The 22,860-nt window shown below is 59.9% G+C and carries 28 protein-coding genes; 16 read left to right on the top strand and 12 right to left on the bottom strand.

The window, feature by feature from the left end; genetic code table 11:
- The first annotated feature begins 53 nt into the window (after window positions 1-53).
- The 6 genes from pmbA (at window position 54) to BLU46_RS21295 (ending at window position 5,322) form a co-directional block, all read left to right on the top strand.
- A complete protein-coding gene (gene pmbA, locus BLU46_RS21270; RefSeq protein ID WP_003216094.1) occupies window positions 54-1,400 on the top strand; it encodes a metalloprotease PmbA in 1,347 nt (448 codons plus the stop codon).
- Between the two features lie 148 nt (window positions 1,401-1,548).
- On the top strand, window positions 1,549-1,944 hold the full coding sequence (locus BLU46_RS21275; RefSeq protein WP_010170602.1) for a hypothetical protein: 396 nt from the start codon (window positions 1,549-1,551) through the stop codon (window positions 1,942-1,944).
- Window positions 1,937-3,313 (top strand): class II fumarate hydratase, encoded by a 1,377-nt coding sequence (locus BLU46_RS21280; protein WP_093205185.1) that lies wholly within the window; start codon window positions 1,937-1,939, stop codon window positions 3,311-3,313. The genes BLU46_RS21275 and BLU46_RS21280 overlap by 8 nt, the downstream gene beginning before the upstream one ends.
- Window positions 3,314-3,340: 27 nt before the next feature.
- On the top strand, window positions 3,341-3,784 hold the full coding sequence (locus BLU46_RS21285; RefSeq protein ID WP_063027153.1) for a hypothetical protein: 444 nt from the start codon (window positions 3,341-3,343) through the stop codon (window positions 3,782-3,784).
- Between the two features lies 1 nt (window position 3,785).
- Window positions 3,786-4,397 (top strand): superoxide dismutase, encoded by a 612-nt coding sequence (locus BLU46_RS21290; RefSeq protein WP_063027155.1) that lies wholly within the window; start codon window positions 3,786-3,788, stop codon window positions 4,395-4,397.
- Between the two features lie 31 nt (window positions 4,398-4,428).
- Entirely contained in the window at window positions 4,429-5,322 is an 894-nt protein-coding gene (locus BLU46_RS21295) for a ZIP family metal transporter (RefSeq protein WP_063027157.1), read from the top strand.
- A 38-nt stretch (window positions 5,323-5,360) separates the two neighbouring features.
- On the opposite strand, the gene BLU46_RS21300 is transcribed toward BLU46_RS21295, so the two are convergent.
- The 10 genes from BLU46_RS21300 to BLU46_RS21345 all read right to left on the bottom strand — a co-directional run bounded on the left by BLU46_RS21300 (window position 5,361) and on the right by BLU46_RS21345 (window position 12,410).
- Window positions 5,361-5,633 carry an HPr family phosphocarrier protein gene (locus BLU46_RS21300; protein WP_017138240.1) on the bottom strand — a complete coding sequence of 91 codons (273 nt, stop codon included), beginning with the start codon at window positions 5,631-5,633 and terminating at the stop codon, window positions 5,361-5,363.
- 16 nt (window positions 5,634-5,649) lie between these two features.
- Entirely contained in the window at window positions 5,650-6,507 is an 858-nt protein-coding gene (gene rapZ, locus BLU46_RS21305; RefSeq protein ID WP_027604814.1) for an RNase adapter RapZ, read from the bottom strand.
- Between the two features lie 2 nt (window positions 6,508-6,509).
- On the bottom strand, window positions 6,510-6,974 hold the full coding sequence (gene ptsN, locus BLU46_RS21310) for a PTS IIA-like nitrogen regulatory protein PtsN (protein ID WP_063027160.1): 465 nt from the start codon (window positions 6,972-6,974) through the stop codon (window positions 6,510-6,512).
- A 12-nt stretch (window positions 6,975-6,986) separates the two neighbouring features.
- Window positions 6,987-7,292, bottom strand: a complete 306-nt coding sequence (gene hpf, locus BLU46_RS21315; RefSeq protein ID WP_017477729.1) for a ribosome hibernation-promoting factor, HPF/YfiA family — start codon at window positions 7,290-7,292, stop codon at window positions 6,987-6,989.
- Between the two features lie 75 nt (window positions 7,293-7,367).
- Window positions 7,368-8,861, bottom strand: coding sequence for an RNA polymerase factor sigma-54 (locus BLU46_RS21320; protein WP_026078000.1), 1,494 nt, complete (start codon window positions 8,859-8,861; stop codon window positions 7,368-7,370).
- 184 nt (window positions 8,862-9,045) lie between these two features.
- Window positions 9,046-9,771, bottom strand: a complete 726-nt coding sequence (lptB, locus tag BLU46_RS21325; RefSeq protein ID WP_003216119.1) for an LPS export ABC transporter ATP-binding protein — start codon at window positions 9,769-9,771, stop codon at window positions 9,046-9,048.
- Window positions 9,771-10,343: a lipopolysaccharide transport periplasmic protein LptA gene (gene lptA / locus BLU46_RS21330; RefSeq protein WP_023659193.1), complete on the bottom strand. Its 573-nt coding sequence runs from the start codon at window positions 10,341-10,343 to the stop codon at window positions 9,771-9,773. Before lptA ends, lptB begins: the two co-directional genes overlap by 1 nt.
- Window positions 10,330-10,902, bottom strand: coding sequence for an LPS export ABC transporter periplasmic protein LptC (gene lptC / locus BLU46_RS21335; RefSeq protein WP_063027162.1), 573 nt, complete (start codon window positions 10,900-10,902; stop codon window positions 10,330-10,332). Before lptC ends, lptA begins: the two co-directional genes overlap by 14 nt.
- 8 nt (window positions 10,903-10,910) lie before the next feature.
- Entirely contained in the window at window positions 10,911-11,435 is a 525-nt protein-coding gene (locus BLU46_RS21340; RefSeq protein WP_010170579.1) for a KdsC family phosphatase, read from the bottom strand.
- Window positions 11,436-12,410, bottom strand: a complete 975-nt coding sequence (locus tag BLU46_RS21345) for a KpsF/GutQ family sugar-phosphate isomerase (protein ID WP_017477726.1) — start codon at window positions 12,408-12,410, stop codon at window positions 11,436-11,438.
- Between the two features lie 289 nt (window positions 12,411-12,699).
- Here BLU46_RS21345 and BLU46_RS21350 point away from each other — a divergent pair, with 289 nt between their 5' ends.
- The 10 genes from BLU46_RS21350 to hisC all read left to right on the top strand — a co-directional run bounded on the left by BLU46_RS21350 (window position 12,700) and on the right by hisC (window position 20,775).
- The gene (locus tag BLU46_RS21350; RefSeq protein ID WP_003216128.1) at window positions 12,700-13,509 is read left to right on the top strand and encodes an ATP-binding cassette domain-containing protein; all 810 of its coding nucleotides are present in this window, start codon (window positions 12,700-12,702) and stop codon (window positions 13,507-13,509) included.
- Window positions 13,509-14,306 carry a lipid asymmetry maintenance ABC transporter permease subunit MlaE gene (mlaE, locus tag BLU46_RS21355; RefSeq protein WP_003216131.1) on the top strand — a complete coding sequence of 266 codons (798 nt, stop codon included), beginning with the start codon at window positions 13,509-13,511 and terminating at the stop codon, window positions 14,304-14,306. Before BLU46_RS21350 ends, mlaE begins: the two co-directional genes overlap by 1 nt.
- On the top strand, window positions 14,306-14,773 hold the full coding sequence (gene mlaD / locus BLU46_RS21360) for an outer membrane lipid asymmetry maintenance protein MlaD (protein ID WP_017477724.1): 468 nt from the start codon (window positions 14,306-14,308) through the stop codon (window positions 14,771-14,773). Before mlaE ends, mlaD begins: the two co-directional genes overlap by 1 nt.
- 11 nt (window positions 14,774-14,784) lie before the next feature.
- On the top strand, window positions 14,785-15,438 hold the full coding sequence (locus tag BLU46_RS21365) for an MlaC/ttg2D family ABC transporter substrate-binding protein (RefSeq protein WP_093205190.1): 654 nt from the start codon (window positions 14,785-14,787) through the stop codon (window positions 15,436-15,438).
- On the top strand, window positions 15,435-15,740 hold the full coding sequence (locus tag BLU46_RS21370) for an STAS domain-containing protein (RefSeq protein WP_093205193.1): 306 nt from the start codon (window positions 15,435-15,437) through the stop codon (window positions 15,738-15,740). The genes BLU46_RS21365 and BLU46_RS21370 overlap by 4 nt, the downstream gene beginning before the upstream one ends.
- A gap of 114 nt (window positions 15,741-15,854) precedes the next feature.
- Entirely contained in the window at window positions 15,855-16,094 is a 240-nt protein-coding gene (locus tag BLU46_RS21375; RefSeq protein ID WP_010170570.1) for a BolA family protein, read from the top strand.
- Between the two features lie 23 nt (window positions 16,095-16,117).
- A complete protein-coding gene (gene murA / locus BLU46_RS21380; RefSeq protein ID WP_010170568.1) occupies window positions 16,118-17,383 on the top strand; it encodes a UDP-N-acetylglucosamine 1-carboxyvinyltransferase in 1,266 nt (421 codons plus the stop codon).
- Window positions 17,384-17,630: 247 nt separating this feature from the next.
- On the top strand, window positions 17,631-18,266 hold the full coding sequence (gene hisG / locus BLU46_RS21385; protein WP_003188599.1) for an ATP phosphoribosyltransferase: 636 nt from the start codon (window positions 17,631-17,633) through the stop codon (window positions 18,264-18,266).
- Window positions 18,267-18,393: 127 nt separating this feature from the next.
- On the top strand, window positions 18,394-19,719 hold the full coding sequence (hisD, locus tag BLU46_RS21390; protein ID WP_093205197.1) for a histidinol dehydrogenase: 1,326 nt from the start codon (window positions 18,394-18,396) through the stop codon (window positions 19,717-19,719).
- Window positions 19,720-19,722: 3 nt separating this feature from the next.
- Window positions 19,723-20,775: a histidinol-phosphate transaminase gene (gene hisC, locus BLU46_RS21395; RefSeq protein WP_093205202.1), complete on the top strand. Its 1,053-nt coding sequence runs from the start codon at window positions 19,723-19,725 to the stop codon at window positions 20,773-20,775.
- A gap of 138 nt (window positions 20,776-20,913) precedes the next feature.
- On the opposite strand, the gene BLU46_RS21400 is transcribed toward hisC, so the two are convergent.
- Together BLU46_RS21400 and upp are read right to left on the bottom strand one after the other, a co-directional pair.
- Window positions 20,914-22,188, bottom strand: a complete 1,275-nt coding sequence (locus tag BLU46_RS21400) for a uracil-xanthine permease family protein (RefSeq protein ID WP_010170563.1) — start codon at window positions 22,186-22,188, stop codon at window positions 20,914-20,916.
- 2 nt (window positions 22,189-22,190) lie between these two features.
- Window positions 22,191-22,829, bottom strand: a complete 639-nt coding sequence (gene upp / locus BLU46_RS21405) for a uracil phosphoribosyltransferase (protein ID WP_003216149.1) — start codon at window positions 22,827-22,829, stop codon at window positions 22,191-22,193.
- Window positions 22,830-22,860: the final 31 nt, after the last annotated feature.

The following is a 22,860-nucleotide window of genomic DNA, read 5'->3' on the forward strand; positions in this document are numbered from 1 at the left end:
GGCCCGGTCGCTAGAAGGCCTTAACCGAAAGCAGAATTTGAGTGGAGAAAACCATGAGTGCAGCCCAAAGCGTCGGTCCGCAAGCGTTACCGGCACTGCAGGAACAAGTCGAGCAGATCATTGCCGAGGCCAAGCGCCAGGGGGCCAGTGCCTGTGAAGTGGCGGTGTCCCTGGAGCAGGGGTTGTCGACTTCGGTACGCCAGCGGGAAGTGGAAACGGTTGAGTTCAACCGCGACCAGGGGTTTGGTATCACCTTGTACGTGGGCCAGCGCAAAGGCTCGGCCAGCACCTCCGCCAGTGGCCCGGAAGCGATTCGCGAAACCGTCGCGGCAGCCCTGGCGATTGCCAAGCACACGTCTGAAGATGAAAGCTCGGGCCTGGCTGATGCAGCCCTGATGGCTCGGGACTTGAAGGATTTTGACCTGTTTCATGCCTGGGACATCACCCCTGAGCAGGCGATTGAACAGGCACTGACCTGTGAAGCGGCGGCATTTGATGCCGACAGCCGGATCAAGAACGCCGATGGCACCACCTTGAGCACTCATCAGGGTTGCCGCGTGTATGGCAACAGCCACGGCTTTATCGGCGGTTATGCCTCGACGCGTCACAGCCTGAGCTGCGTGATGATCGCCGAAGCCAACGGCCAGATGCAGCGTGATTACTGGTACGACGTGAACCGCCAGGGCGAATTGCTGATGGACCCGGTGCTCATCGGCCAGCGTGCCGCGCAACGTGCGGCCAGCCGCCTGGGCGCGCGCCCGGTGCCGACTTGCGAAGTGCCCGTGTTGTTCTCGGCGGAACTGGCCGGTGGTTTGTTCGGCAGCTTCCTTGGGGCGATTTCCGGCGGCAACCTGTACCGCAAGTCGTCGTTCCTCGAGGGCGCGATTGGCCAGAAGCTGTTCCCGGAATGGCTGACCATCGATGAGCGTCCGCACCTGATGCGCGCCATGGGCAGTTCGTCGTTTGACGGTGATGGCCTGGCGACCTATGCCAAGCCGTTTGTTGAGAACGGTGAGTTGGTGTCCTACGTGCTGGGTACTTATGCCGGTCGCAAGCTCGGACTGCCAAGCACAGCCAACTCGGGCGGCGTGCACAACCTGTTCATCACCCATGGGGATGAAGACCAGGCGGCGCTGTTGCGGCGTATGGGGCGTGGCTTGCTGGTCACCGAGTTGATGGGCCATGGCCTGAATATGGTCACGGGGGATTATTCTCGTGGCGCGGCGGGTTTCTGGGTGGAAAACGGTGAAATCCAGTTCGCCGTGCAGGAAGTGACCATCGCCGGCAATATGCGTGACATGTTCAAGCAGATTGTCGCGGTGGGTAATGACCTGGAACTGCGCAGTAACATCCGCACCGGTTCGGTGTTGATCGAGAAGATGACCGTCGCCGGCAGCTGACCCGCCGACAAACGCTGAAAAAAGGCGCGCCATCCATTGGATAGCGCGCCTTTTTTTGTGCCTGGAATTCCGAGTGATTTCCTCAGGCCCTTGTTTTGATTCTCAATATCATTTAATAATAAATATCATTACCGAATGAGTGTGGATCATGAGTTCTGTCCTGCATGAGGATCCCTACCTGGAAAGCTGGCGTTGGATGAGTCGTCAGATTCGCTGCGGCCTTGATCCCGACGAGCCCCGCCTGATCGAACATTACCTGGCCGAAGGCCGGTACCTCGCCTGTTGCACCGCGACCCACCCGTGGACCATCGGCGAAACCTCATTCCGCCTGCTGCTCGACACCGCCTCCGATATCGCCTTGCCCTGGCACTGGCGGTCCATGTGCCTGGACCAGGCCTGGCGCCCGTTGCGCGACCTGGAAAAACTTTCCCACTGTGCCTGCCGCCTCAAGCGCTGGCAGACCTTTGCCTGGCAATTGGCGACCTGCGAATTGCTTCCATCCATTTCTCACTCCGACTTGGTGCAAGGATCTTCCGATGAGTAACACCCGTATCGAACGTGACAGCATGGGCGAACTGCAAGTGCCCGCCGAGGCCTTGTATGGCGCGCAAACCCAGCGTGCGGTGAACAACTTTCCCATCAGCCACCTGCGCATGCCGGCGCAGTTCATTCGTGCGCTGATCCTGGCCAAGGCTGCTGCCGCCAAGGCCAACGTTGAGCTGAAACAACTGAGCGAAGCCCAAGGCAAGGCCATCGTCGATGCGGCCCAAGGCTTGCTGGAAGGCGACTTCATGCAGCACTTCCCGGTGGATATCTTCCAGACCGGCTCCGGCACCAGCTCCAACATGAATGCCAACGAAGTGATTGCGACCCTGGCCAGCCGTTTGCTGGGCGAGCCGGTGAACCCCAACGATCACGTCAACTGCGGCCAAAGCAGCAACGACATCATCCCGACCACCATTCACGTCAGCGCAGCGCTGGTGTTGCATGAGCAAACCCTGCCGGCGCTGTTGCACCTGGTACAGGTGATCGAACACAAGTCCGAAGAGGTGCACCGCTTCGTCAAGACCGGCCGGACGCATCTAATGGACGCGATGCCGGTGCGCATGAGCCAGGTGCTCAATGGTTGGGCTCAACAGCTCAAGGCGAATATCGGCCATCTGCAAGACCTGCTGCCAAGTTTGCAGGCGCTGGCTCAGGGCGGCACTGCAGTCGGCACCGGGATCAATGCGCATCCGGAGTTTGCGGCGCGTTTCAGCCAGCAACTGAGCAGCCTGACCCACGTTCAGTTCACTCCGGGCAAGAACCTGTTTGCATTGATCGGCTCCCAAGACACCGCCGTCGCGGTCTCCGGGCAGCTCAAGACCACCGCCGTGTCCTTGATGAAAATCGCCAACGACCTGCGCTGGATGAACTCTGGCCCGTTGGCCGGCCTCGGTGAAATCGAGCTGGAAGGCCTGCAACCGGGCTCCTCGATCATGCCGGGCAAGGTCAACCCGGTGATCCCGGAAGCTACCGCCATGGTTGCCGCACAGGTGATCGGCAATGACACGGTGATCACCATCGCCGGCCAGTCCGGCAACTTCGAACTCAACGTGATGCTGCCGATCATTGCCCAGAATCTGCTCAGCAGCCTGGAATTGCTGGCCAACTCCAGCCGCCTGTTGGCGGACAAGGCCATCGCCAGCTTCAAGGTCAACGAAGCCAAGCTCAAGGAAGCGCTGTCGCGCAACCCGATCCTGGTGACCGCACTCAACCCGATCATCGGTTACCAAAAGGCCGCCGAAATCGCCAAGAAGGCCTATCAACAAGGCCGCCCGGTGATTGACGTGGCGCTCGAACACACCGACTTGCCCCGCAGCCAACTGGAAATCCTGCTGGATCCGGAAAAGCTCACGGCCGGCGGCGTGTAATCACCGACCCTGCTTTGGAGGCTCACCATGGAGCACTGGAAACGCACGATCGAACGGGCCAATCGCTGCTTTATGGCGGGCGAGCTGGTAGACGCCCGCGAGGCCTATCTGCAAGCCCTGGCGCTGGCTCAAGTGTTGTTTGAGCGCTGGGCGGATGCCGACGAAGCGGTGGCGGCTTGCGTCATTTCTCATCACAACCTGGCCGACCTGCACCTGCGCCTGAACCAGCCGGAGGAGAGCGCGGAATACCTCTGCGCCATTCACCAGCGCTTGTTGCAGACCATGCAGGACACTCGCCTGAACCCGCAATTGCGGGAAGCGGCCCTGCGCCAGAGCAGCAAGACCTACGTCGAACTGCTGAATTTCATCAGCGATCACGGTGAGTACCCACGTACCCACCGCCTGCTGGGCAGCAATGTGGCGCCATCGGATGCGTCGACCCGTAACAGCCCTTTTTATGGAGCTCATTGATATGTCCTACACCTTGCCGGCCTTGCCTTACGCCTACGATGCCCTTGAACCGCATATCGATGCGCAAACCATGGAGATCCACTACACCAAGCATCACCAGACCTACATCAACAACCTAAACGCGGCTGTCGAAGGCACCGAGTTTGCCGGTTGGCCGGTGGAGAAACTGGTGTCCAGCGTCCAACAACTGCCGGAAAGGCTGCGGGCGGCGGTGATCAACCAGGGCGGCGGTCATGCTAACCACTCGTTGTTCTGGGCAGTGATGTCGCCCAAGGGCGGCGGCAAACCGGACGGTGCTCTGGGCAAAGCCATCGACGAACAGTTGGGCGGTTTCGATGCGTTCAAAGAGGCCTTCACCAAAGCTGCCTTGACCCGGTTTGGCAGTGGCTGGGCGTGGTTGAGCGTGACCCCGCAAAAGACCCTGGTGGTGGAAAGCAGCGGCAACCAGGACAGCCCGCTGATGGGCGGCAATACGCCAATCCTCGGCCTGGACGTCTGGGAACACGCTTACTACCTGCTGTACCAAAACCGTCGTCCGGAATACATCAATGCGTTTTACAGCGTCATCAACTGGCCGGAAGTTGCCGGACGCTACCAGGCGGCGCTGGGCTGACACTCCTCTATAACAAGATCTAAGGCCGACTATGGGCACTGAAACACTGGCGATCAGCAGCGTGCGAATGTTTCGTTATGCGTTTGGCTCGCTGCTGCTATTGGCGGGAACCGCGTTGCTGGTGGCCCAAGGGCTGGCCTGGCTTGACCTGGAACCCCGCATTCTGCGGGCCTTGCAAGGTGGTGCCATTTGCGCGCTTGGCACCGCCTTGGGCGCTGTGCCGGTACTGGTGATCCGCCGAATGCCGTTGGCGGTGAGCGACACGCTGCTCGGCTTCGGTGCCGGGGTAATGCTGGCCGCGACGGCGTTTTCGCTGATCGTGCCGGGTATTGCGGCTGCGCAAAGCCTGGGGCTGACGCCTTGGGCCGCCAGTGGCTTGATCAGTTTCGGCATCATGCTGGGCGCGTTCGGGTTGTACCTGGTGGATCGCAAGGTCTCCGGCGCCAGCCCGGAAATGCTGGTGGGCAGTCCGGAACACCCGGTGATACCGCCGCGTATCTGGCTGTTTGTGTTCGCCATCATTGCCCACAACATTCCCGAAGGCATGGCCGTGGGTGTCTCGGCAGGCGGCGGCATGCCCGATGCCGACAGCCTGGCCATGGGCATCGCCTTGCAGGATGTGCCGGAGGGATTGGTGATTGCGCTGGTGCTGGCCGGGGCAGGGATGTCGCGGGTCAAGGCGTTCCTGATCGGCGCGGCGTCAGGCCTGGTGGAGCCGGTGTTTGCGGTGCTGTGCGCCTGGCTGGTGAGCCTGGCGGAGGTGCTGTTGCCGTTGGGGCTGGCACTGGCGGCCGGGGCGATGCTGCTGGTGGTGACTCACGAAGTCATTCCCGAGTCGCGGCGCAATGGCCATGACAAGCTTGCCAGCTTGGGGCTGTGCATCGGGTTCTGTTTGATGATGGTGATGGATACAGCATTGGGGTGAAGCCGCATTCGGCTTCACTCGGTCACAGGAAGGCGGGTTTACTCGCCTTCGTCGAAGTAGTTATTGATCAACTTCACCAGCGCATCCATCGCTTCCTGCTCTTGCTCGCCTTCGGTCTTCAGATGAATCTTCGTGCCCTTGCCCGCAGCCAGCATCATCATGGCCATGATGCTTTTGCCGTCGACCATGGATTCGGGAGTGCGCCCGGCGCGAATCTGGCAAGGGAACTGCCCGGCGACGCCGACGAACTTTGCCGAGGCCCGGGCGTGCAGGCCCAGCTTGTTGATGATTTCAATTTCCAGAGCGGGCATCGCGGAGGTGTTCCTTTCAGCTGAGGTCGCGGTGGCGAACCTGGACGTTCTTGAGGGTTTGTTGCAGCACCTGGCCCAAGCGTTCGGTCAGGTAGACGGAACGGTGATGGCCGCCGGTGCAGCCAATGGCGATGGTGACATAAGCCCGGTTGCTGGCCGCAAAACGCGGCAGCCACTTGAGCAGGTAGCTGGAAATGTCCTGGAACATCTCCTCGACATCCGGTTGCGCCGCCAAGTAATCGGCCACAGGTTGGTCCAGCCCGGACTGATCGCGCAGCTCCGGCTTCCAGTACGGGTTGGGCAGGCAGCGCACATCAAACACCAGGTCGGCATCCACAGGCATGCCGCGCTTGAAGCCAAACGACTCCACTAGAAAAGCAGTGCCCGGCTCCGGCTGATTCAGCAGGCGCAGCTTGATCGCATCCCGCAGTTGATACAGGTTCAGGCTGGTGGTGTTGATCTTGAGGTCGGCCAGGTCAATGATCGGTCCCAGCAGTTTGGTTTCGTCCTCGATGGCTTCGGCCAAGGAACGATGGGGACTGCTCAACGGGTGGCGACGACGGGTTTCGGAGAAGCGCTTGAGCAGCGTCTCTTCATCGGCGTCCAGGTACAGCACATCGCAGTGGATGTGCTTGGCCCGTACTTCTTCGAGCAGTTCCGGGAAACGTGTGAGGTGGCTGGGCAGGTTGCGCGCGTCGATCGATACGGCGACCAGCGGTTGCGCGAGCTCAGTGTGAATCAGGGCGCGTTCCGCCAGTTCCGGCAGCAGGCCAGCGGGCAGGTTGTCGATGCAATAGAAGCCGTTGTCCTCAAGAACATTGAGGGCCGTGCTTTTACCTGAGCCGGAACGGCCGCTGACGATGATCAAACGCATGATTAATGCCCGTTTTGTTCATCCAGGACAACCTGATAGAGCGCCTCATTGCTGGGGGCGCTGCGCAGTTTGTCGCGTACTTCTTTGCGGTCGAGCATGCTGGCGATTTGTCGAAGCAGTTCCAGGTGCGCATCGGTGGCGGCTTGCGGGACCAACAGTACAAACAGCAGGTCAACCGGGGCGCCGTCGATGGCATCGAAGTCGATAGGGGCGTCCAGGTGCAGCAGGGCGCTGACTGGAGACTCGCAGCCTTGCAGGCGGCAGTGAGGAATGGCGATGCCGTTGCCAAAGCCGGTCGAGCCGAGCTTTTCACGGGCAATCAGGGCCTCGTACACAGCTTGCGTATCCATTTCGGGCACTTCGCGGCCGATCAGGTTGGCAATTTGTTCGAGGGCACGCTTTTTACTGCCGCCCGGCACGTTCACGAGGGAACGGCCGGGGGTCAGGATGGTTTCAAGTCGGATCATGGGTGGGGAGTGTTAGCGGCCAGTGCCTTGAAGAAGGCTCTGCTGCTTTTCCTTATGCTTTTTAAGTTGGCGGTCAAGCTTGTCTGTGAGCAAGTCGATTGATGCATACATGTCTTCATGTTCGGCATTGGCGACCACTTCGCCACCAGGTATCTGAAGTGTCGCTTCAATTTTCTGCTGAAGCTTGTCGACCTTCATGATGACCTGCACGTTGGTGATCTTGTCGAAATGGCCCTCAAGCTTCCTCAGCTTCAGCTCGACGTATTCGCGCAATGGAGGGGTGACTTCTACATGGTGTCCACTGATGTTGACTTGCATACAGCTTCTCCTTCGTTGCCAGTGCATAAAGCGACGGGTAGGAATACCCGTCACTGGAACGCTATGGCCCGCCCGTCACATCAAACGCTTACGCTCGCTGGAAGGCGCGATCCCAAGGGACTCGCGGTACTTGGCGACGGTTCGACGGGCGACCTGAATGCCTTGTGCCTCCAGTAAACCAGCGATCTTGCTGTCACTCAACGGCTTTTTCTGATTTTCCGCGGCAACCAGTTTTTTGATGATCGCGCGGATCGCCGTGGACGAGCATTCGCCGCCTTCGGAGGTGCTGACGTGGCTGGAGAAAAAGTATTTCAGCTCATAAATACCCCGTGGGGTATGCATGAATTTTTGTGTGGTCACTCGGGAAATCGTTGATTCGTGCATGCCTACCGCCTCGGCGATGTCATGCAGAACCAACGGCTTCATTGCTTCATCGCCGTATTCCAGGAAGCCGCGCTGGTGCTCGACGATCTGGGTGGCGACTTTCATCAGGGTTTCGTTGCGGCTTTGCAGGCTCTTGATGAACCAGCGGGCTTCCTGCAACTGGTTGCGCATGAAGGTGTTGTCGGCGCTGGTGTCGGCGCGGCGTACAAAACCTGCGTATTGCGGATTGACCCGCAGGCGCGGTACCGATTCCTGGTTCAGCTCCACCAGCCAGCGCTCGTTGTCCTTGCGCACGATGACATCGGGCACGACATATTCGGCTTCACTGGACTCGATCTGCGATCCAGGGCGAGGGTTGAGGCTCTGTACCAGCTCGATGATCTGGCGCAGGTCATCTTCCTTGAGCTTCATGCGGCGCATCAGTTGGCTGTAGTCGCGGCTGCCCAGCAGGTCGATATAGTCGGTGACCAGGCGCTGCGCTTCGGCCAGCCATGGAGTCTTGGCCGGCAATTGGCGCAATTGCAGCAGCAGGCACTCGCTGAGGGTGCGGGCGCCGATGCCGGCGGGCTCGAATTGCTGGATGCGGTGCAGGACGGCTTCAATTTCGTCCAGTTCTATGTCCAGTTCCGGGTCGAAGGCCTCGAGGATCTCCTCAAGGGTCTCGTCCAGGTAGCCCTGATTGTTGATGCAATCGATCAGGGTCACAGCGATCAGGCGATCGGTATCGGACATCGGGGCCAGGTTCAGTTGCCAGAGCAAATGGCTCTGCAGGCTCTCGCCGGCGGACGTGCGGGTGGTGAAGTCCCACTCGTCATCATCATTGCTCGGCAGGCTGCTGGCGCTGGTCTGGTAGACGTCTTCCCAGGCGGTGTCCACGGGAAGCTCGTTGGGAATGCGTTCGTTCCATTCGCCTTCCTCAAGGTTGTCCACCGTGGGGGCGGTTTCCTGGTAGGAGGGTTCCTGTACGTCGGGGTTGGGCTTTTGCTCGATGTTGTCGGCCAGCGGGTCTGCATTATCGAAGTCGTCGCCTTCTTCCTGGCGTTCGAGCATCGGATTGGACTCCAGGGCCTCCTGGATTTCCTGTTGCAGGTCCAGGGTCGACAATTGGAGCAGGCGGATGGCCTGTTGCAGCTGCGGTGTCATCGTCAGCTGCTGGCCCATTCTCAGGACTAGCGATGGTTTCATGGCAGGGGCTTAACACCTTATTCGCCGGCGCAATGCGCCATCCACGACAGGGCGCGTGAGCGCCAAACATAAGCAAATTATATGCCTGATATCGGGGGCTTTGCCTAGAGCGCGGTAACAATAAAAATAATGAGGTTTTTATTGACTACCGCGCTCCATGGCGAATGGCCTGATACCACCGTGTTTACAGGCGGAACTCGTGACCCAGATACACTTCCTTGACCAGTTCGTTGGCCAGGATAGTGGCGGAGTCACCTTCGGCAATCAGCTGTCCATCGTTGACGATATACGCGGTTTCGCAGATATCGAGGGTCTCGCGGACGTTGTGGTCGGTGATCAACACACCGATGCCCTTGGCCTTGAGATGATGGATGATCTGCTTGATGTCGCCGACGGAGATCGGGTCGACACCGGCGAATGGTTCGTCCAGCAGGATGAACTTCGGCGCAGTGGCCAGGGCGCGGGCGATTTCCACACGACGCCGCTCGCCGCCGGAAAGGCTCATGCCGAGGTTGTCGCGAATGTGGTTGATATGGAATTCCTGCAGCAGGCTTTCCAGCTCTTTCTTGCGCCCGGCGCGGTCGAGTTCCTTGCGGGTCTCGAGGATGGCCATGATGTTGTCGGAAACCGACAGTTTGCGGAAGATCGATGCTTCCTGGGGAAGATAGCCGATACCCGCCTGCGCACGACCGTGCATAGGCTGGTGGCTCACGTCCAGGTCGTCGATCAGCACGCGGCCTTGATCGGCCTGTACCAGGCCGACGATCATGTAGAAGCAGGTGGTCTTGCCGGCACCGTTGGGGCCGAGCAAGCCGACGATCTGCCCGCTGTCGATCGACAGGCTGACGTCGCGCACGACCTGACGGCTTTTATAGGCCTTGGCCAGATGCTGGGCTTTCAGGGTTGCCATTAATTCGCCTTCTTCGCGTCGGGTTTCGGCGCCGGCTGGGCTGCGCCCGGTTTCTGCTTCGGCTGGATAACCATGTCGATACGCGGCTTCGGCGTACTGATTTTCGAGCCGGTGGCGCGACCGGCCTGGGCAATCTGCTTCACCGTGTCGTAGACGATTTTTTCGCCGTCGGTGGTGTTGCCGTCATTGATGACGCGGGCCTGGTCGATCAGCACGATACGGTTTTGCTGGGCGTGGTACTGGATCGTCTTGCCATAGCCTTTGACCGGCGTAGGGTCGCCCACTTTCTGCAGCTGTTCGAAATACGCCAGGTTGCCCACCGAAGTGACCACGTCGATATCGCCTGCCGGGGTGCGAGTCAGTGTCACGGTATTACCCGTCACTTTCATCGAGCCTTGGGTGATGATCACGCTGCCGGTGTAGGTCGCGATACCTTGCTTGTCATCCAGCTGCGCATCGTCAGCCTGAATGTGGATCGGTTGCTGGCTATCGTTCGGCAGAGCCCAGGCGCTCACGCTTCCCAGTGCTGCGCCCAGGCCGAGCAAAATAGGGAGGGTTTTAACGAGCCTCATACTGTCCTCTTACGTTCGATAGCAGGTGTATCCTGCTTTCTTTCAAATACGCTTTCATTCCCTTGCCAGTCGATACACCGCCAGCGCCGTCAATTCTAACGTCTTGCTCGGTCTGCGCATATTGCTTCTGTGGGAATACGGTCATGCGACTGCTGGTAATAATGGTCTCGCGGTCCTTGGCGTCGGTACGGGCTACGCGAACCGAGTCAATCAATTCCACTTGGGTGCCGTCCGGGTTGACTTCGCCACGCTCGCTGGTGACGTGCCACGGAAATTCGGCACCGCGATACAGGTTCATGTCCGGCTTGGTCAATAAGGTGACCTCGGATGCCTTCAAGTGTTCGACCTTGTCAGAGGTCATTTCATACTGAACCTTGCCATCCGGCAGGTACTGAATGCTGTGGGCGTTGATGGCGTAATAGTCGATAGCGCTCTCGTCAACCTGGGCAACAGGCTTGTCGAGGAAGCGCTCCGGGCTGATATTCCAATAACCGACCGCGAGAAAAACCGCGGCGATGACTGCAAGTATCAGGAAATTGCGAATCTTTTTACTCAGCATAAAACGCTCTATAGGTAGGCGGCGTGGGCCGCTTCAAGGCTGCCTTGGGCGCGCAGAATCAGTTCGCAGAACTCACGGGCGGCGCCTTCGCCGCCACGGGCGGTGGTTACACCATGGGCGTGTTCGCGAACGAACGCCGCAGCATTGGCCACGGCCATGCCCAGGCCGACCCGGCGAATCACCGGCAGGTCGGGTAAATCGTCACCCAGGTACGCAACCTGCTCATAGCTTAGGTTGAGTTGGCCAAGAAGCTCGTCCAGAACCACCAGTTTATCCTCGCGGCCCTGATACAGGTGAGGAATCCCCAGGTTTTGTGCGCGGCGTTCCACAACCGGGGTCTTGCGACCGCTGATGATGCCGGTTTGCACGCCCGCCGCCATCAGCATCTTGATGCCTTGGCCGTCGAGGGTGTTGAAGGTCTTGAATTCGCTGCCGTCTTCCAGGAAGTACAGGCGGCCATCCGTCAGCACGCCGTCGACGTCGAAAATCGCCAGCTTGATGTTTTTGCCCCGTTGCAACAGGTCGGTGGTCATTTACATCACTCCCGCACGCAGCAAATCGTGCATGTTCAGGGCGCCAACCGGGCGGTCGTCACTGTCGACCACCACCAGCGCCAGGATTTTATGGTCTTCCATGATCTTCAGCGCTTCGGCTGCAAGCATGTCAGGGCGGGCGGTCTTGCCGTGGGGCGTCATGACTTCGTCGATGGTGGCGGTCTGGATGTCGAGGTTGCGGTCCAGAGTGCGACGCAGGTCACCGTCGGTGAAAACCCCGGCCAGGCGCCCGTCGTCTTCCAGGATCACGGTCATGCCCAGGCGCTTGAGGGTCATTTCCATCAAGGCGTCTTTAAGCAGGGTGCCCCGCGCCACTTGCGGCAACTCGTCGCCGGCGTGCATCACATTTTCCACTTTAAGCAGCAGACGACGGCCCAAGGCGCCGCCCGGGTGGGAAAATGCGAAGTCTTCGGCGGTAAACCCGCGGGCTTCCAGCAGGGCCACGGCCAGCGCATCGCCCATGACCAGGGCGGCGGTGGTGGAGGAGGTCGGTGCCAGGTTCAGCGGGCAGGCTTCGTGGGCAACGTGCACGTTCAAGTTCACTTCAGCGGCTTTTGCCAGCGTCGAGTCCGGGTTGCCGGTCACGCTGATCAACTGGATGCCCAGGCGCTTGATCAGCGGCAGCAGGGTCACGATTTCGTTGGTGGTGCCAGAGTTGGACAGTGCCAGGATGATGTCGTCCCGGGTGATCATGCCCATGTCGCCGTGGCTGGCTTCGGCCGGATGCACGAAGAACGCGGTGGTCCCGGTGCTCGCCAGGGTGGCGGCGATCTTGTTGCCAACATGCCCTGATTTGCCCATGCCGACCACGACAACGCGGCCCTTGCTGGCCAGAATCATCTCGCATGCGCGTACGAAATCCGCGTCGATATGGGCCAGCAAACCTTCTACGGCTTCAAGCTCGAGGCGGATGGTGCGTTGTGCGGATTGAATAAGGTCGCTGGATTGGCTCATGTCTGAAATCGTATAGCCTGACGAAAAGTCGGCGATTATAGCGGTAATGATCGAATCGCTCACGTAAGTTCGTCAGCCTTTATTTAGTCAAGCTTCTGAGCAACCCTTAATATTGCGATTTATTACCTGTCCTGTTTCTGAACAAGCTCTGTTCCGGCCTTGGGGGCGCTGCACCAGCAGTGATATAGTTCGCCGCCAGTTCGGTCCGCGCAGCCTTTTTGTCTATTCGGCGCAAGCATTTGTCGAAAACAAGGTGTCTGAGTGAAAGGCTGCATCCCAAGGAGTTTAGATGAGTGCCGATAACGCCTACGCGGTCGAGCTGAAGGGTCTGTCCTTCAAGCGCGGTACGCGCAGCATCTTCAATAATGTGGATATTCGCATTCCCCGCGGCAAAGTCACGGGCATTATGGGGCCTTCCGGTTGCGGCAAGACGACGCTGTTGCGCCTGATGGGCATGCAATTGCGCCCCTCCGCCGGTGAAGTCTGGGTCAATGGCCAGAACCTGCCGACCCTCTCGCGCAGCGACCTGTTCGATGCGCGCAAGCACATGGGAGTGCTGTTCCAGAGCGGTGCGTTGTTTACCGATCTCGACGTATTCGAAAACGTGGCGTTCCCGCTGCGGGTGCACACACAGCTGTCCGATGAGATGATTCGTGACATTGTGTTGCTGAAATTGCAGGCCGTAGGGCTGCGCGGTGCCATCGATTTGATGCCCGACGAGCTGTCCGGTGGCATGAAGCGTCGTGTCGCCCTGGCGCGTGCGATCGCCCTCGACCCGCAAATTCTCATGTACGACGAGCCTTTCGTTGGCCAGGACCCGATCGCCATGGGCGTCCTGGTGCGCCTGATCCGCCTGCTCAACGACGCACTGGGTATCACCAGTATCGTGGTCTCCCACGACCTGGCCGAGACCGCGAGCATCGCCGACTACCTTTATGTCGTGGGCGATGGCCAGGTGTTGGGGCAGGGCACGCCTGAAGAGCTGATGAACGCTGATAACCCGCGCATTCGCCAATTCATGACCGGCGATCCCGATGGCCCGGTGCCTTTTCACTTTCCGGCAGCGGACTACCGCTCAGATCTTCTGGGGAAGCGCTGATGCGCAAGACATCTTTACTCGAAAAGGTTCGCCTTTTCGGACGCTCCGGCATCGATATCATCGGTGTGCTGGGCCGTTCGACGATTTTCCTGTTTCATGCGTTGCTCGGCCGCGGCGGTATTGGCGGCGGTTTTGGCCTACTGATCAAGCAACTGCACTCCGTGGGTGTGATGTCCCTGGTGATCATTGTGGTCTCCGGGGTATTCATCGGCATGGTGCTGGCGCTGCAAGGCTTCAATATCCTTTCCAGCTACGGCTCCGAACAGGCGGTAGGGCAGATGGTTGCGCTGACGCTGTTACGTGAGTTGGGCCCGGTGGTGACTGCGCTGCTGTTTGCCGGGCGTGCCGGTTCGGCGCTGACGGCCGAAATCGGCAACATGAAGGCGACCGAGCAGCTGTCCAGCCTGGAAATGATCGGTGTCGACCCGCTCAAGTACATTGTTGCCCCGCGCCTGTGGGCCGGCTTCATCTCCCTGCCACTGCTGGCGATGGTATTCAGCGTGGTGGGCATCTGGGGCGGTTCATGGGTGGCGGTTGACTGGCTGGGGGTCTACGACGGTTCCTACTGGGGCAATATGCAAAACAGCGTGACCTTCAGCGGTGATGTGCTCAATGGCATCATTAAAAGCATCGTTTTCGCCTTTGTAGTGACCTGGATCGCCGTATTCCAAGGCTACGACTGTGAGCCCACTTCAGAGGGGATCAGTCGCGCCACCACCAAGACCGTTGTGTACGCCTCGTTGGCGGTACTGGGCCTTGACTTCATTTTGACCGCCTTGATGTTTGGAGATTTCTGATGCAAAACCGCACTGTGGAAATCGGTGTCGGCCTTTTCTTGCTGGCTGGCATCCTGGCTTTACTGTTGCTCGCCCTGCGAGTCAGCGGCCTATCGGCCAGCCCCACCGCCGATACTTATAAACTTTACGCCTACTTCGACAATATCGCCGGTTTGACTGTCAGAGCTAAAGTGACCATGGCGGGTGTAACCATCGGCAAGGTCACGGCGATCGATCTGGACCGCGACAGCTTCACCGGCCGGGTGACGATGCAAGTGAACAAGAAGGTCGATAACCTGCCGACTGACTCCACTGCGTCTATCCTCACCGCTGGCTTGCTGGGCGAGAAGTACATCGGTATCAGCGTGGGCGGGGAAACAGCTCTGCTCAAGGATGGCTCGACCATTCATGACACACAGTCGTCGTTGGTGCTGGAGGACTTGATCGGTAAATTCCTGCTCAATACCGTCAATAAAGACGCCAAATGAGGAATGTGTTGATGATCTCTACTTTGCGACGTGGCCTGTTGGTACTGCTCGCGGCACTGCCGTTGATGGCTAACGCCGCTGCCGGCGGCTCTGCACATGACCTGGTGCAGGACACCACCAACAAGATGTTGGCTGACCTGAGCGCCAACAAGGAAAAGTACAAGCAAGACCCGAGTCAGTTTTATAACGCGCTGAACACGATTGTCGGGCCTGTGGTGGATGCCGAAGGCATTTCCAAAAGCATCATGACCGTCAAGTACTCGCGCAAGGCGACCCCGGAGCAGATGACCCGCTTCCAGGAAAATTTCAAGCGTGGCCTGTTCCAGTTCTATGGCAACGCATTGCTTGAGTACAACAACCAGGGCATTACGGTTGACGCGCCGAAGTCCGAAACGGGTGACCGTGCCGAAGTTGGCATGACCGTGAAGGGTACCAATGGCGCGGTGTATCCGGTGTCCTATACCCTGACGAAGATCAATGGCGAGTGGAAACTGCGTAACGTCGTGATCAATGGCATCAACATTGGCAAGCTGTTCCGTGACCAGTTCGCGGATGCCATGCAGCGCAATGGCAACGACCTGGACAAAACCATCAATGGTTGGGCCGGTGAAGTGGCCAAGGCCAAGGAAGAAACCGACAAAGCTGCCGGGAAGTCTGCCCAATGACCGAGTCGGCCATTCGCCTTGGCGAGTCCGGTGAGCTGCTGCTCAGCGGCGTGCTGGATTACAGCACCGGGCCAGCCCTGCGCAAGCAGGGCCAAGCGCTGATCAATTCCAGCACTGCGTCCGCGCTGGTGCTGGATTGCTCGGCGGTGGTGAAGTCCAGCAGTGTCGGCTTGTCGTTGCTGCTGTGTTTCATGCGTGATGCGCAGGCTGTCAAAAAAACGGTGAGCATCCGTGCGCTGCCCGAAGACATGCGTGAAATCGCTGAAGTTTCCGGTCTGACCGAGCTGTTGGCGCATCCTTAATACACATTATTAAAGAAGCCCCCCGTCAGAGTCCTGCTATGCGGGGTTCGCAGGCGCGGGGCTTTTTTGTATGATGTGCGACCCGCGCGCACTGGGCGCCCATAGAGGTTGATCATGCAGGCCCTAGAAGTTAAAAGCTTCCTTGAAGGAAAGCTACCCCAAACTAATGTTGAAGTTGAGGGCGAAGGCTGCAACTTCCAGCTGAACGTGATTAGCGATGAACTGGCGGCATTGAGCCCGGTCAAGCGTCAGCAGCAGATCTATGCCCATTTGAACCCGTGGATCACCGATGGCAGCATCCATGCGGTCACTATGAAATTTTTCAGCCGCGCGGCCTGGGCCGAGCGCACCTGAGCCCCCAAGGCGTCGAGATTCTTATGGATAAATTGATTATTACCGGCGGTGCTCGTCTTGATGGCGAGATCCGTATTTCCGGGGCGAAGAACTCCGCCCTGCCGATCCTGGCAGCGACCTTGCTGTGCGATGGCCCGGTTACCGTGGCCAACCTGCCGCACCTGCACGACATCACCACCATGATCGAGCTGTTCGGTCGCATGGGCATCGAGCCGGTGATCGACGAGAAACTCAGCGTCGAAATCGACCCGCGCACCATCAAGACCCTGATCGCGCCGTACGAGCTGGTGAAAACCATGCGCGCCTCGATCCTGGTACTGGGCCCGATGGTTGCCCGTTTCGGCGAAGCCGAAGTCGCACTGCCTGGCGGTTGCGCCATCGGTTCGCGTCCGGTGGACCTGCACATCCGTGGCCTCGAAGCCATGGGTGCAACCATCGACGTCGAAGGCGGCTACATCAAGGCCAAGGCGCCGGAAGGCGGCCTGCGTGGCGCGAACTTCTTCTTTGATACCGTCAGCGTGACCGGTACCGAGAACATCATGATGGCTGCTGCCCTGGCCAACGGCCGCAGCGTCCTGCAAAACGCCGCGCGCGAGCCTGAAGTGGTCGACCTGGCCAACTTCCTGATCGCCATGGGCGCCAACATCACAGGCGCCGGCACCGACACCATCACCATCGAAGGTGTGAAACGCCTGCATTCGGCCACCTACAAAGTGATGCCGGACCGTATCGAGACCGGTACCTACCTGGTGGCTGCTGCCGTCACTGGTGGCCGCGTCAAGGTCAAGGACACCGATCCGACCATCCTTGAAGCCGTCCTGGAAAAACTCAAGGAAGCCGGCGCCGAGATTACCACCGGCGAAGACTGGATCGAGCTGAACATGCACGGCAAGCGGCCAAAAGCCGTCAACGTGCGTACTGCTCCGTACCCGGCGTTCCCCACCGACATGCAGGCGCAGTTCATTTCCCTGAACGCGATTGCTGAAGGCACCGGTGCCGTGATCGAGACCATCTTCGAAAACCGCTTCATGCACGTGTATGAATTGCACCGCATGGGCGCCAAGATCCAGGTCGAAGGCAACACCGCCATCGTGACCGGCATCGAGAAGCTCAAGGGCGCGCCAGTGATGGCCACCGACCTGCGTGCGTCGGCCAGCCTGGTGATCTCGGCGCTGTGCGCTGACGGCGACACCCTGATCGACCGCATTTACCACATAGACCGTGGTTACGAGTGCATCGAAGAGAAGCTGCAGATGCTCGGCGCGAAAATCCGCCGCGTACCGGGCTAGTTCCAGGAACTGCAAACACGGTCATTGTGGCGAGGGAGCTTGCTCCCGCTGGACTGCGCAGCAGTCCCAGTCTTTTTAAATAAAGACCAGGGCCGCTTCGCGCCCCAGCGGGAGCAAGCGCCCTCGCCACAGGACGATGTATGCTGTTAACTGATTTGTTTCAAATCGAGGCTGTAATGGCCTCGATCTGTGTCTGGCGCCGATTGCGACCGGACAGCAATAGCCTGATGAAGGACTGACGTTTCCCATGTTGACCATCGCACTGTCCAAGGGCCGCATCCTTGACGACACTTTGCCGCTTCTGGCTGAAGCGGGCATCGTGCCAACCGAGAATCCGGACAAGAGCCGCAAGCTGATCATCCCCACGACCCAGGACGACGTTCGCCTGCTGATCGTGCGTGCCACCGATGTGCCAACTTACGTTGAGCATGGCGCGGCCGACCTCGGCGTCGCGGGCAAAGATGTGTTGATGGAATACGGCGGTCAGGGCCTGTACGAGCCGCTGGACCTGCGTATCGCCCTGTGCAAGCTGATGACCGCCGGCCGTGTCGGTGACGTCGAGCCTAAGGGCCGCCTGCGGGTGGCGACCAAGTTCGTCAACGTTGCCAAGCGCTACTACGCCGAGCAAGGTCGCCAGGTCGACATCATCAAGCTTTACGGCTCGATGGAGCTGGCACCGCTGATCGGCCTGGCCGACAAGATCATCGACGTGGTCGACACCGGAAACACCCTGCGCGCCAACGGCCTGGAACCCCAGGACTTTATCGCTGACATCAGCTCCCGCCTGATCGTCAACAAAGCTTCCATGAAAATGCAGCACGCCCGTATCCAGGCGTTGATCGACACCCTGCGCAAGGCAGTGGAGTCTCGACACCGCGGTTGACTCACCCGCGCGGCCCTAAGCCGCGCCCGTCTATCCGCCTCATAGCCAGAATTCTCAGGTGCCCAAGCGGAAACGACTGCTAGTTTAGGGCGCCTGAGTTTTTGCCAATTCTATTGAGGCCCTCGCTATGACCACGTCCACTGCAATTGCCCGACTCAACGCTGCCGACCCGGATTTCGCCCATCATCTGGATCATCTGCTGAGCTGGGAAAGCGTGTCCGACGATTCGGTCAACCAGCGGGTGCTCGACATCATCAAGGCCGTGCGCGAACGCGGTGACGCGGCGCTGGTGGATTTCACCCGGCAGTTCGATGGCTTGGACGTTGCCTCCATGGCCGACCTGATCCTGCCCCGCGAGCGCTTGGAACTGGCCTTGACCCGCATCACCGCGCCCCAGCGCGAAGCCCTGGAAGTGGCGGCCGCGCGGGTGCGCAGCTACCACGAAAAACAGAAACAGGATTCCTGGAGCTACACCGAGGCCGACGGCACCGTGCTGGGCCAGAAGGTTACGCCGCTGGACCGCGCCGGCCTGTACGTGCCGGGCGGTAAAGCCTCGTACCCGTCCTCGGTACTGATGAACGCGATTCCGGCCAAGGTCGCCGGCGTGACCGAAGTGGTGATGGTGGTACCTACCCCGCGCGGCGAAATCAACGAACTGGTGCTGGCAGCGGCCTGCATCGCGGGTGTTGATCGGGTCTTCACCATCGGCGGCGCCCAAGCGGTAGCGGCCCTGGCCTACGGCACCGAAAGTGTGCCGAAGGTCGATAAAGTGGTGGGCCCGGGCAACATTTACGTAGCCACGGCCAAGCGCCATGTATTTGGCCAGGTCGGCATCGACATGATCGCCGGCCCTTCGGAAATCCTCGTGGTGTGTGACGGCCAGACCGACCCGGACTGGATCGCCATGGACCTGTTCTCCCAGGCCGAGCACGACGAAGACGCCCAGGCGATCCTGGTCAGCCCGGATGCCGAATTCCTGGACAAGGTGGCAGCGAGCATCGCCAAGCTGCTGCCGACCATGGAGCGTGCCGAGATCATCGAGAAGTCGATCAATGGCCGTGGCGCCCTGATCCAGGTCCGCGACATGGAGCAGGCCATCGAGGTGGCCAACCGCATTGCGCCGGAACACCTGGAGTTGTCCGTCGCCGACCCACAAGCCTGGCTGCCGCTGATTCGTCACGCGGGCGCGATCTTCATGGGCCGCCACACCAGCGAAGCTCTGGGCGACTACTGCGCCGGCCCCAATCACGTGTTGCCGACGTCGGGCACCGCGCGGTTCTCCTCGCCCCTGGGCGTGTATGACTTCCAGAAGCGCTCGTCGATCATCTTCTGCTCGCCACAGGGCGCGTCGGAGTTGGGCAAGACCGCTTCCGTGCTGGCCCGTGGCGAGTCGCTGACCGCCCACGCCCGCAGCGCCGAATACCGCATCGTTGACGATAAGCAGGGGAACTGAAACATGAGTAAATTCTGGAGCCCGCTCGTCAAGGATCTCGTGCCTTACGTGCCCGGTGAGCAACCGAAGCTGACCAAGCTGGTGAAACTCAACACCAATGAAAACCCCTACGGCCCATCGCCCAAGGCGCTGGCGGCCATGCAGGCCGAGCTGAACGACAACCTGCGTTTGTACCCGGACCCCAACAGCGACCTGCTCAAGCAGGCGGTGGCGAAGTATTACGGGATCGATGCGGGCAAGGTGTTCCTCGGCAACGGTTCCGATGAAGTCCTGGCGCACATCTTCCACGGTTTGTTCCAGCACGACCTGCCGTTGCTGTTCCCGGACATCAGCTACAGCTTCTACCCGGTGTACTGCGGGCTTTACCGCATTACGTTCGATGCAGTGCCGCTGGATGAGCAGTTCCAGATTCGCGTGTCGGACTACGCCAGGCCCAACGGCGGGATCATCTTCCCCAACCCGAACGCGCCGACCGGCTGCTTGATGGCCCTCGATGCCGTGGAGCAAATCCTCAAGGCCAGCCCGGACTCGGTGGTGGTGGTGGATGAAGCCTATATCGACTTCGGTGGCGAAACCGCCATCAGCCTGGTGGACCGTTACCCGAACCTGCTGGTGACCCAAACCCTTTCCAAATCGCGCTCACTGGCCGGTTTGCGGGTGGGCCTGGCCGTGGGCCATCCGGACCTGATCGAGGCGCTGGAGCGGGTCAAGAACAGCTTCAACTCCTACCCGCTGGACCGTCTGGCGATTGTCGGTGCGGCCGCCGCGTTTGAAGACCGTGAGCACTTTCAGGACACTTGCCAGCGAGTGATCGACAGCCGTGAAAAGCTGGTGGGGCAGTTGCAGGTCAAGGAGTTTGAAGTGTTGCCGTCTGCGGCCAACTTCATCTTTGCCCGTCACCCACGGCACGACGCTGCCGGGCTGGCAGCCAAGGTGCGGGAACAAGGGGTGATCGTGCGGCACTTCAAGCAGGAGCGGATTGCCCAGTTCCTGCGGATCAGCATCGGCACGCCTGAGCAGAACCAGGCGCTGATCGATGCGTTGGGCGAGCTGTAATCTTCATTGACTGAACAGGCCCCATCGCGGGCAAGCCCAGCTCCCACATTGGAATGCATTGTCAGAAAGAATGCAGTCCCCTGTGGGAGCCGGGCTTGCCCGCGATGAGGCCATCAGCAACACCAAAAAGCTAAAGCCTTACAGCAACGGCTCATCCGGCTTCTTGTTCTTCCAGCCGTCATTGCCCGGCAGCAGCAGATTCAACGCAATCGCTACCACCGCACACAAGGCAATGCCCTTCAGGCCAAAGTCATCCGGGCCGGTGCCGGTACCTACCAGCACACCGCCAATCCCGAACACCAGGGTTACCGACACAATCACCAGGTTGCGTGCTTCGCCGAGGTCGATCTTGTGGCGGATCAGGGTGTTCATCCCCACCGCGGCAATCGAGCCGAACAGCAGGCATAGAATCCCGCCCATTACCGGGACTGGAATGCTTTGCAGCAGCGCGCCGAACTTGCCGATAAACGCCAGGCTGATGGCAAATACCGCCGCCCAGGTCATGATTTTCGGGTTGTAGTTCTTGGTCAGCATCACGGCGCCCGTCACTTCCGCGTAGGTCGTATTGGGCGGGCCGCCGAAGAGGCCGGCAGCGGTGGTGGCGATACCATCACCCAATAGCGTGCGGTGCAGGCCAGGCTTCTTCAGGTAGTCGCGACCGGTCACGCTGCCCACTGCAATCACACCACCGATGTGTTCGATGGCCGGGGCCAGGGCTACCGGGACGATAAACAGGATCGCCTGCCAGTTGAATTCCGGCGCGGTGAAGTGGGGCAGGGCGAACCACGGTGCGGCAGCGATCTTCGCCGTGTCGACTACACCGAAGTAGAACGACATGGCGAAACCCACCAGCACGCCGGAGATGATCGGCACCAGGCGGAAAATGCCTTTGCCGAACACCGCGACGATCAACGTGGTCAGCAGCGCCGGCATCGAGATCAGCATGGCGGTTTGGTAGTGGATCAACTCGCTACCGTCACCCGCCTTGCCCATTGCCATGTTGGCGGCAATCGGCGCCATGGCCAGGCCGATGGAGATAATCACCGGCCCGATCACCACCGGCGGCAGCAACCGGTCGATGAAACCGGTGCCCTTGATCTTCACCGCCAGCCCCAGGAAGGTGTAAACGAAACCTGCCGCCATCACGCCGCCCATGGTCGCCGCGAGGCCGAATTGGCCTTTGGCGAGAATGATCGGGGTGATAAACGCAAAGCTCGACGCCAGGAACACCGGGACTTGGCGCCCGGTGACCACTTGGAACAACAAGGTGCCCAAGCCTGCGGTAAACAGGGCGACGTTTGGATCGAGACCGGTGATCAGCGGCATCAACACCAGCGCGCCAAATGCTACGAAGAGCATCTGTGCGCCAGACAGGATCTGGCGCCAAAGCGGGTCGTTGAATTCATCCTGCATGGTCACGCGTCCTTCTGCTTGGTACCGAAGATCTTGTCGCCGGCGTCGCCCAGGCCCGGGATGATGTAGCCGTGTTCGTTCAGGCGTTCATCGATCGAGGCGGTGTAGATCAGCACGTCCGGGTGGGCTTTCTCGACGGCGGCGATGCCTTCGGGAGCGGCTACCAGCACCATGGCGCGGATGTCCTTGCAACCGGCTTTTTTCAGCAGGTCGATGGTGGCAACCATCGAGCTGCCGGTGGCGAGCATCGGGTCGATGATCATCGCCAGGCGCTCGTCGATTTCCGGTACGAGTTTTTCCAGGTAGGTGTGGGCCTGCAGTGTCTCTTCATTGCGGGCCACGCCCACGGCGCTGACCTTGGCGCCCGGGATCAGGCTGAGTACGCCTTCGAGCATGCCGATACCGGCACGCAGGATCGGCACCACGGTAATCTTCTTGCCGGCGATTTTCTCGACCTGGACGGGACCACACCAACCGGCGATCTCGTAGTTTTCCAGGGGCAGGTCTTTGGTCGCCTCGTAGGTGAGCAGCGCTCCGACTTCCTGAGCAAGCTCGCGGAAGTTCTTCGTGCTAATGTCGGCGCGGCGCATAAGGCCGAGTTTATGTCGGATCAGCGGGTGGCGGATCTCACGGATGGGCATGGGGAAAGGCTCCGGCGGCGGGCAAAAAAAC

The sequence above is a fragment of the Pseudomonas yamanorum genome (assembly GCF_900105735.1).
GTDB classification, from domain to species: domain Bacteria; phylum Pseudomonadota; class Gammaproteobacteria; order Pseudomonadales; family Pseudomonadaceae; genus Aquipseudomonas; species Aquipseudomonas yamanorum.

Excerpts from the sequence above, each read along its gene's own strand:
- pmbA (WP_003216094.1), top strand. The coding sequence starts at position 54 with ATGAGTGCAGCCCAAAGCGTCGGTCCGCAAGCGTTACCGGCACTGCAG.
- BLU46_RS21275 (WP_010170602.1), top strand. The coding sequence starts at position 1,549 with ATGAGTTCTGTCCTGCATGAGGATCCCTACCTGGAAAGCTGGCGTTGG.
- BLU46_RS21280 (WP_093205185.1), top strand. The coding sequence starts at position 1,937 with ATGAGTAACACCCGTATCGAACGTGACAGCATGGGCGAACTGCAAGTG.
- BLU46_RS21285 (WP_063027153.1), top strand. The coding sequence starts at position 3,341 with ATGGAGCACTGGAAACGCACGATCGAACGGGCCAATCGCTGCTTTATG.
- BLU46_RS21290 (WP_063027155.1), top strand. The coding sequence starts at position 3,786 with ATGTCCTACACCTTGCCGGCCTTGCCTTACGCCTACGATGCCCTTGAA.
- BLU46_RS21295 (WP_063027157.1), top strand. The coding sequence starts at position 4,429 with ATGGGCACTGAAACACTGGCGATCAGCAGCGTGCGAATGTTTCGTTAT.
- BLU46_RS21300 (WP_017138240.1), bottom strand. The coding sequence starts at position 5,633 with ATGCCCGCTCTGGAAATTGAAATCATCAACAAGCTGGGCCTGCACGCC.
- rapZ (WP_027604814.1), bottom strand. The coding sequence starts at position 6,507 with ATGCGTTTGATCATCGTCAGCGGCCGTTCCGGCTCAGGTAAAAGCACG.
- ptsN (WP_063027160.1), bottom strand. The coding sequence starts at position 6,974 with ATGATCCGACTTGAAACCATCCTGACCCCCGGCCGTTCCCTCGTGAAC.
- hpf (WP_017477729.1), bottom strand. The coding sequence starts at position 7,292 with ATGCAAGTCAACATCAGTGGACACCATGTAGAAGTCACCCCTCCATTG.
- BLU46_RS21320 (WP_026078000.1), bottom strand. The coding sequence starts at position 8,861 with ATGAAACCATCGCTAGTCCTGAGAATGGGCCAGCAGCTGACGATGACA.
- lptB (WP_003216119.1), bottom strand. The coding sequence starts at position 9,771 with ATGGCAACCCTGAAAGCCCAGCATCTGGCCAAGGCCTATAAAAGCCGT.
- lptA (WP_023659193.1), bottom strand. The coding sequence starts at position 10,343 with ATGAGGCTCGTTAAAACCCTCCCTATTTTGCTCGGCCTGGGCGCAGCA.
- lptC (WP_063027162.1), bottom strand. The coding sequence starts at position 10,902 with ATGCTGAGTAAAAAGATTCGCAATTTCCTGATACTTGCAGTCATCGCC.
- BLU46_RS21340 (WP_010170579.1), bottom strand. The coding sequence starts at position 11,435 with ATGACCACCGACCTGTTGCAACGGGGCAAAAACATCAAGCTGGCGATT.
- BLU46_RS21345 (WP_017477726.1), bottom strand. The coding sequence starts at position 12,410 with ATGAGCCAATCCAGCGACCTTATTCAATCCGCACAACGCACCATCCGC.
- BLU46_RS21350 (WP_003216128.1), top strand. The coding sequence starts at position 12,700 with ATGAGTGCCGATAACGCCTACGCGGTCGAGCTGAAGGGTCTGTCCTTC.
- mlaE (WP_003216131.1), top strand. The coding sequence starts at position 13,509 with ATGCGCAAGACATCTTTACTCGAAAAGGTTCGCCTTTTCGGACGCTCC.
- mlaD (WP_017477724.1), top strand. The coding sequence starts at position 14,306 with ATGCAAAACCGCACTGTGGAAATCGGTGTCGGCCTTTTCTTGCTGGCT.
- BLU46_RS21365 (WP_093205190.1), top strand. The coding sequence starts at position 14,785 with ATGATCTCTACTTTGCGACGTGGCCTGTTGGTACTGCTCGCGGCACTG.
- BLU46_RS21370 (WP_093205193.1), top strand. The coding sequence starts at position 15,435 with ATGACCGAGTCGGCCATTCGCCTTGGCGAGTCCGGTGAGCTGCTGCTC.
- BLU46_RS21375 (WP_010170570.1), top strand. The coding sequence starts at position 15,855 with ATGCAGGCCCTAGAAGTTAAAAGCTTCCTTGAAGGAAAGCTACCCCAA.
- murA (WP_010170568.1), top strand. The coding sequence starts at position 16,118 with ATGGATAAATTGATTATTACCGGCGGTGCTCGTCTTGATGGCGAGATC.
- hisG (WP_003188599.1), top strand. The coding sequence starts at position 17,631 with ATGTTGACCATCGCACTGTCCAAGGGCCGCATCCTTGACGACACTTTG.
- hisD (WP_093205197.1), top strand. The coding sequence starts at position 18,394 with ATGACCACGTCCACTGCAATTGCCCGACTCAACGCTGCCGACCCGGAT.
- hisC (WP_093205202.1), top strand. The coding sequence starts at position 19,723 with ATGAGTAAATTCTGGAGCCCGCTCGTCAAGGATCTCGTGCCTTACGTG.
- BLU46_RS21400 (WP_010170563.1), bottom strand. The coding sequence starts at position 22,188 with ATGCAGGATGAATTCAACGACCCGCTTTGGCGCCAGATCCTGTCTGGC.
- upp (WP_003216149.1), bottom strand. The coding sequence starts at position 22,829 with ATGCCCATCCGTGAGATCCGCCACCCGCTGATCCGACATAAACTCGGC.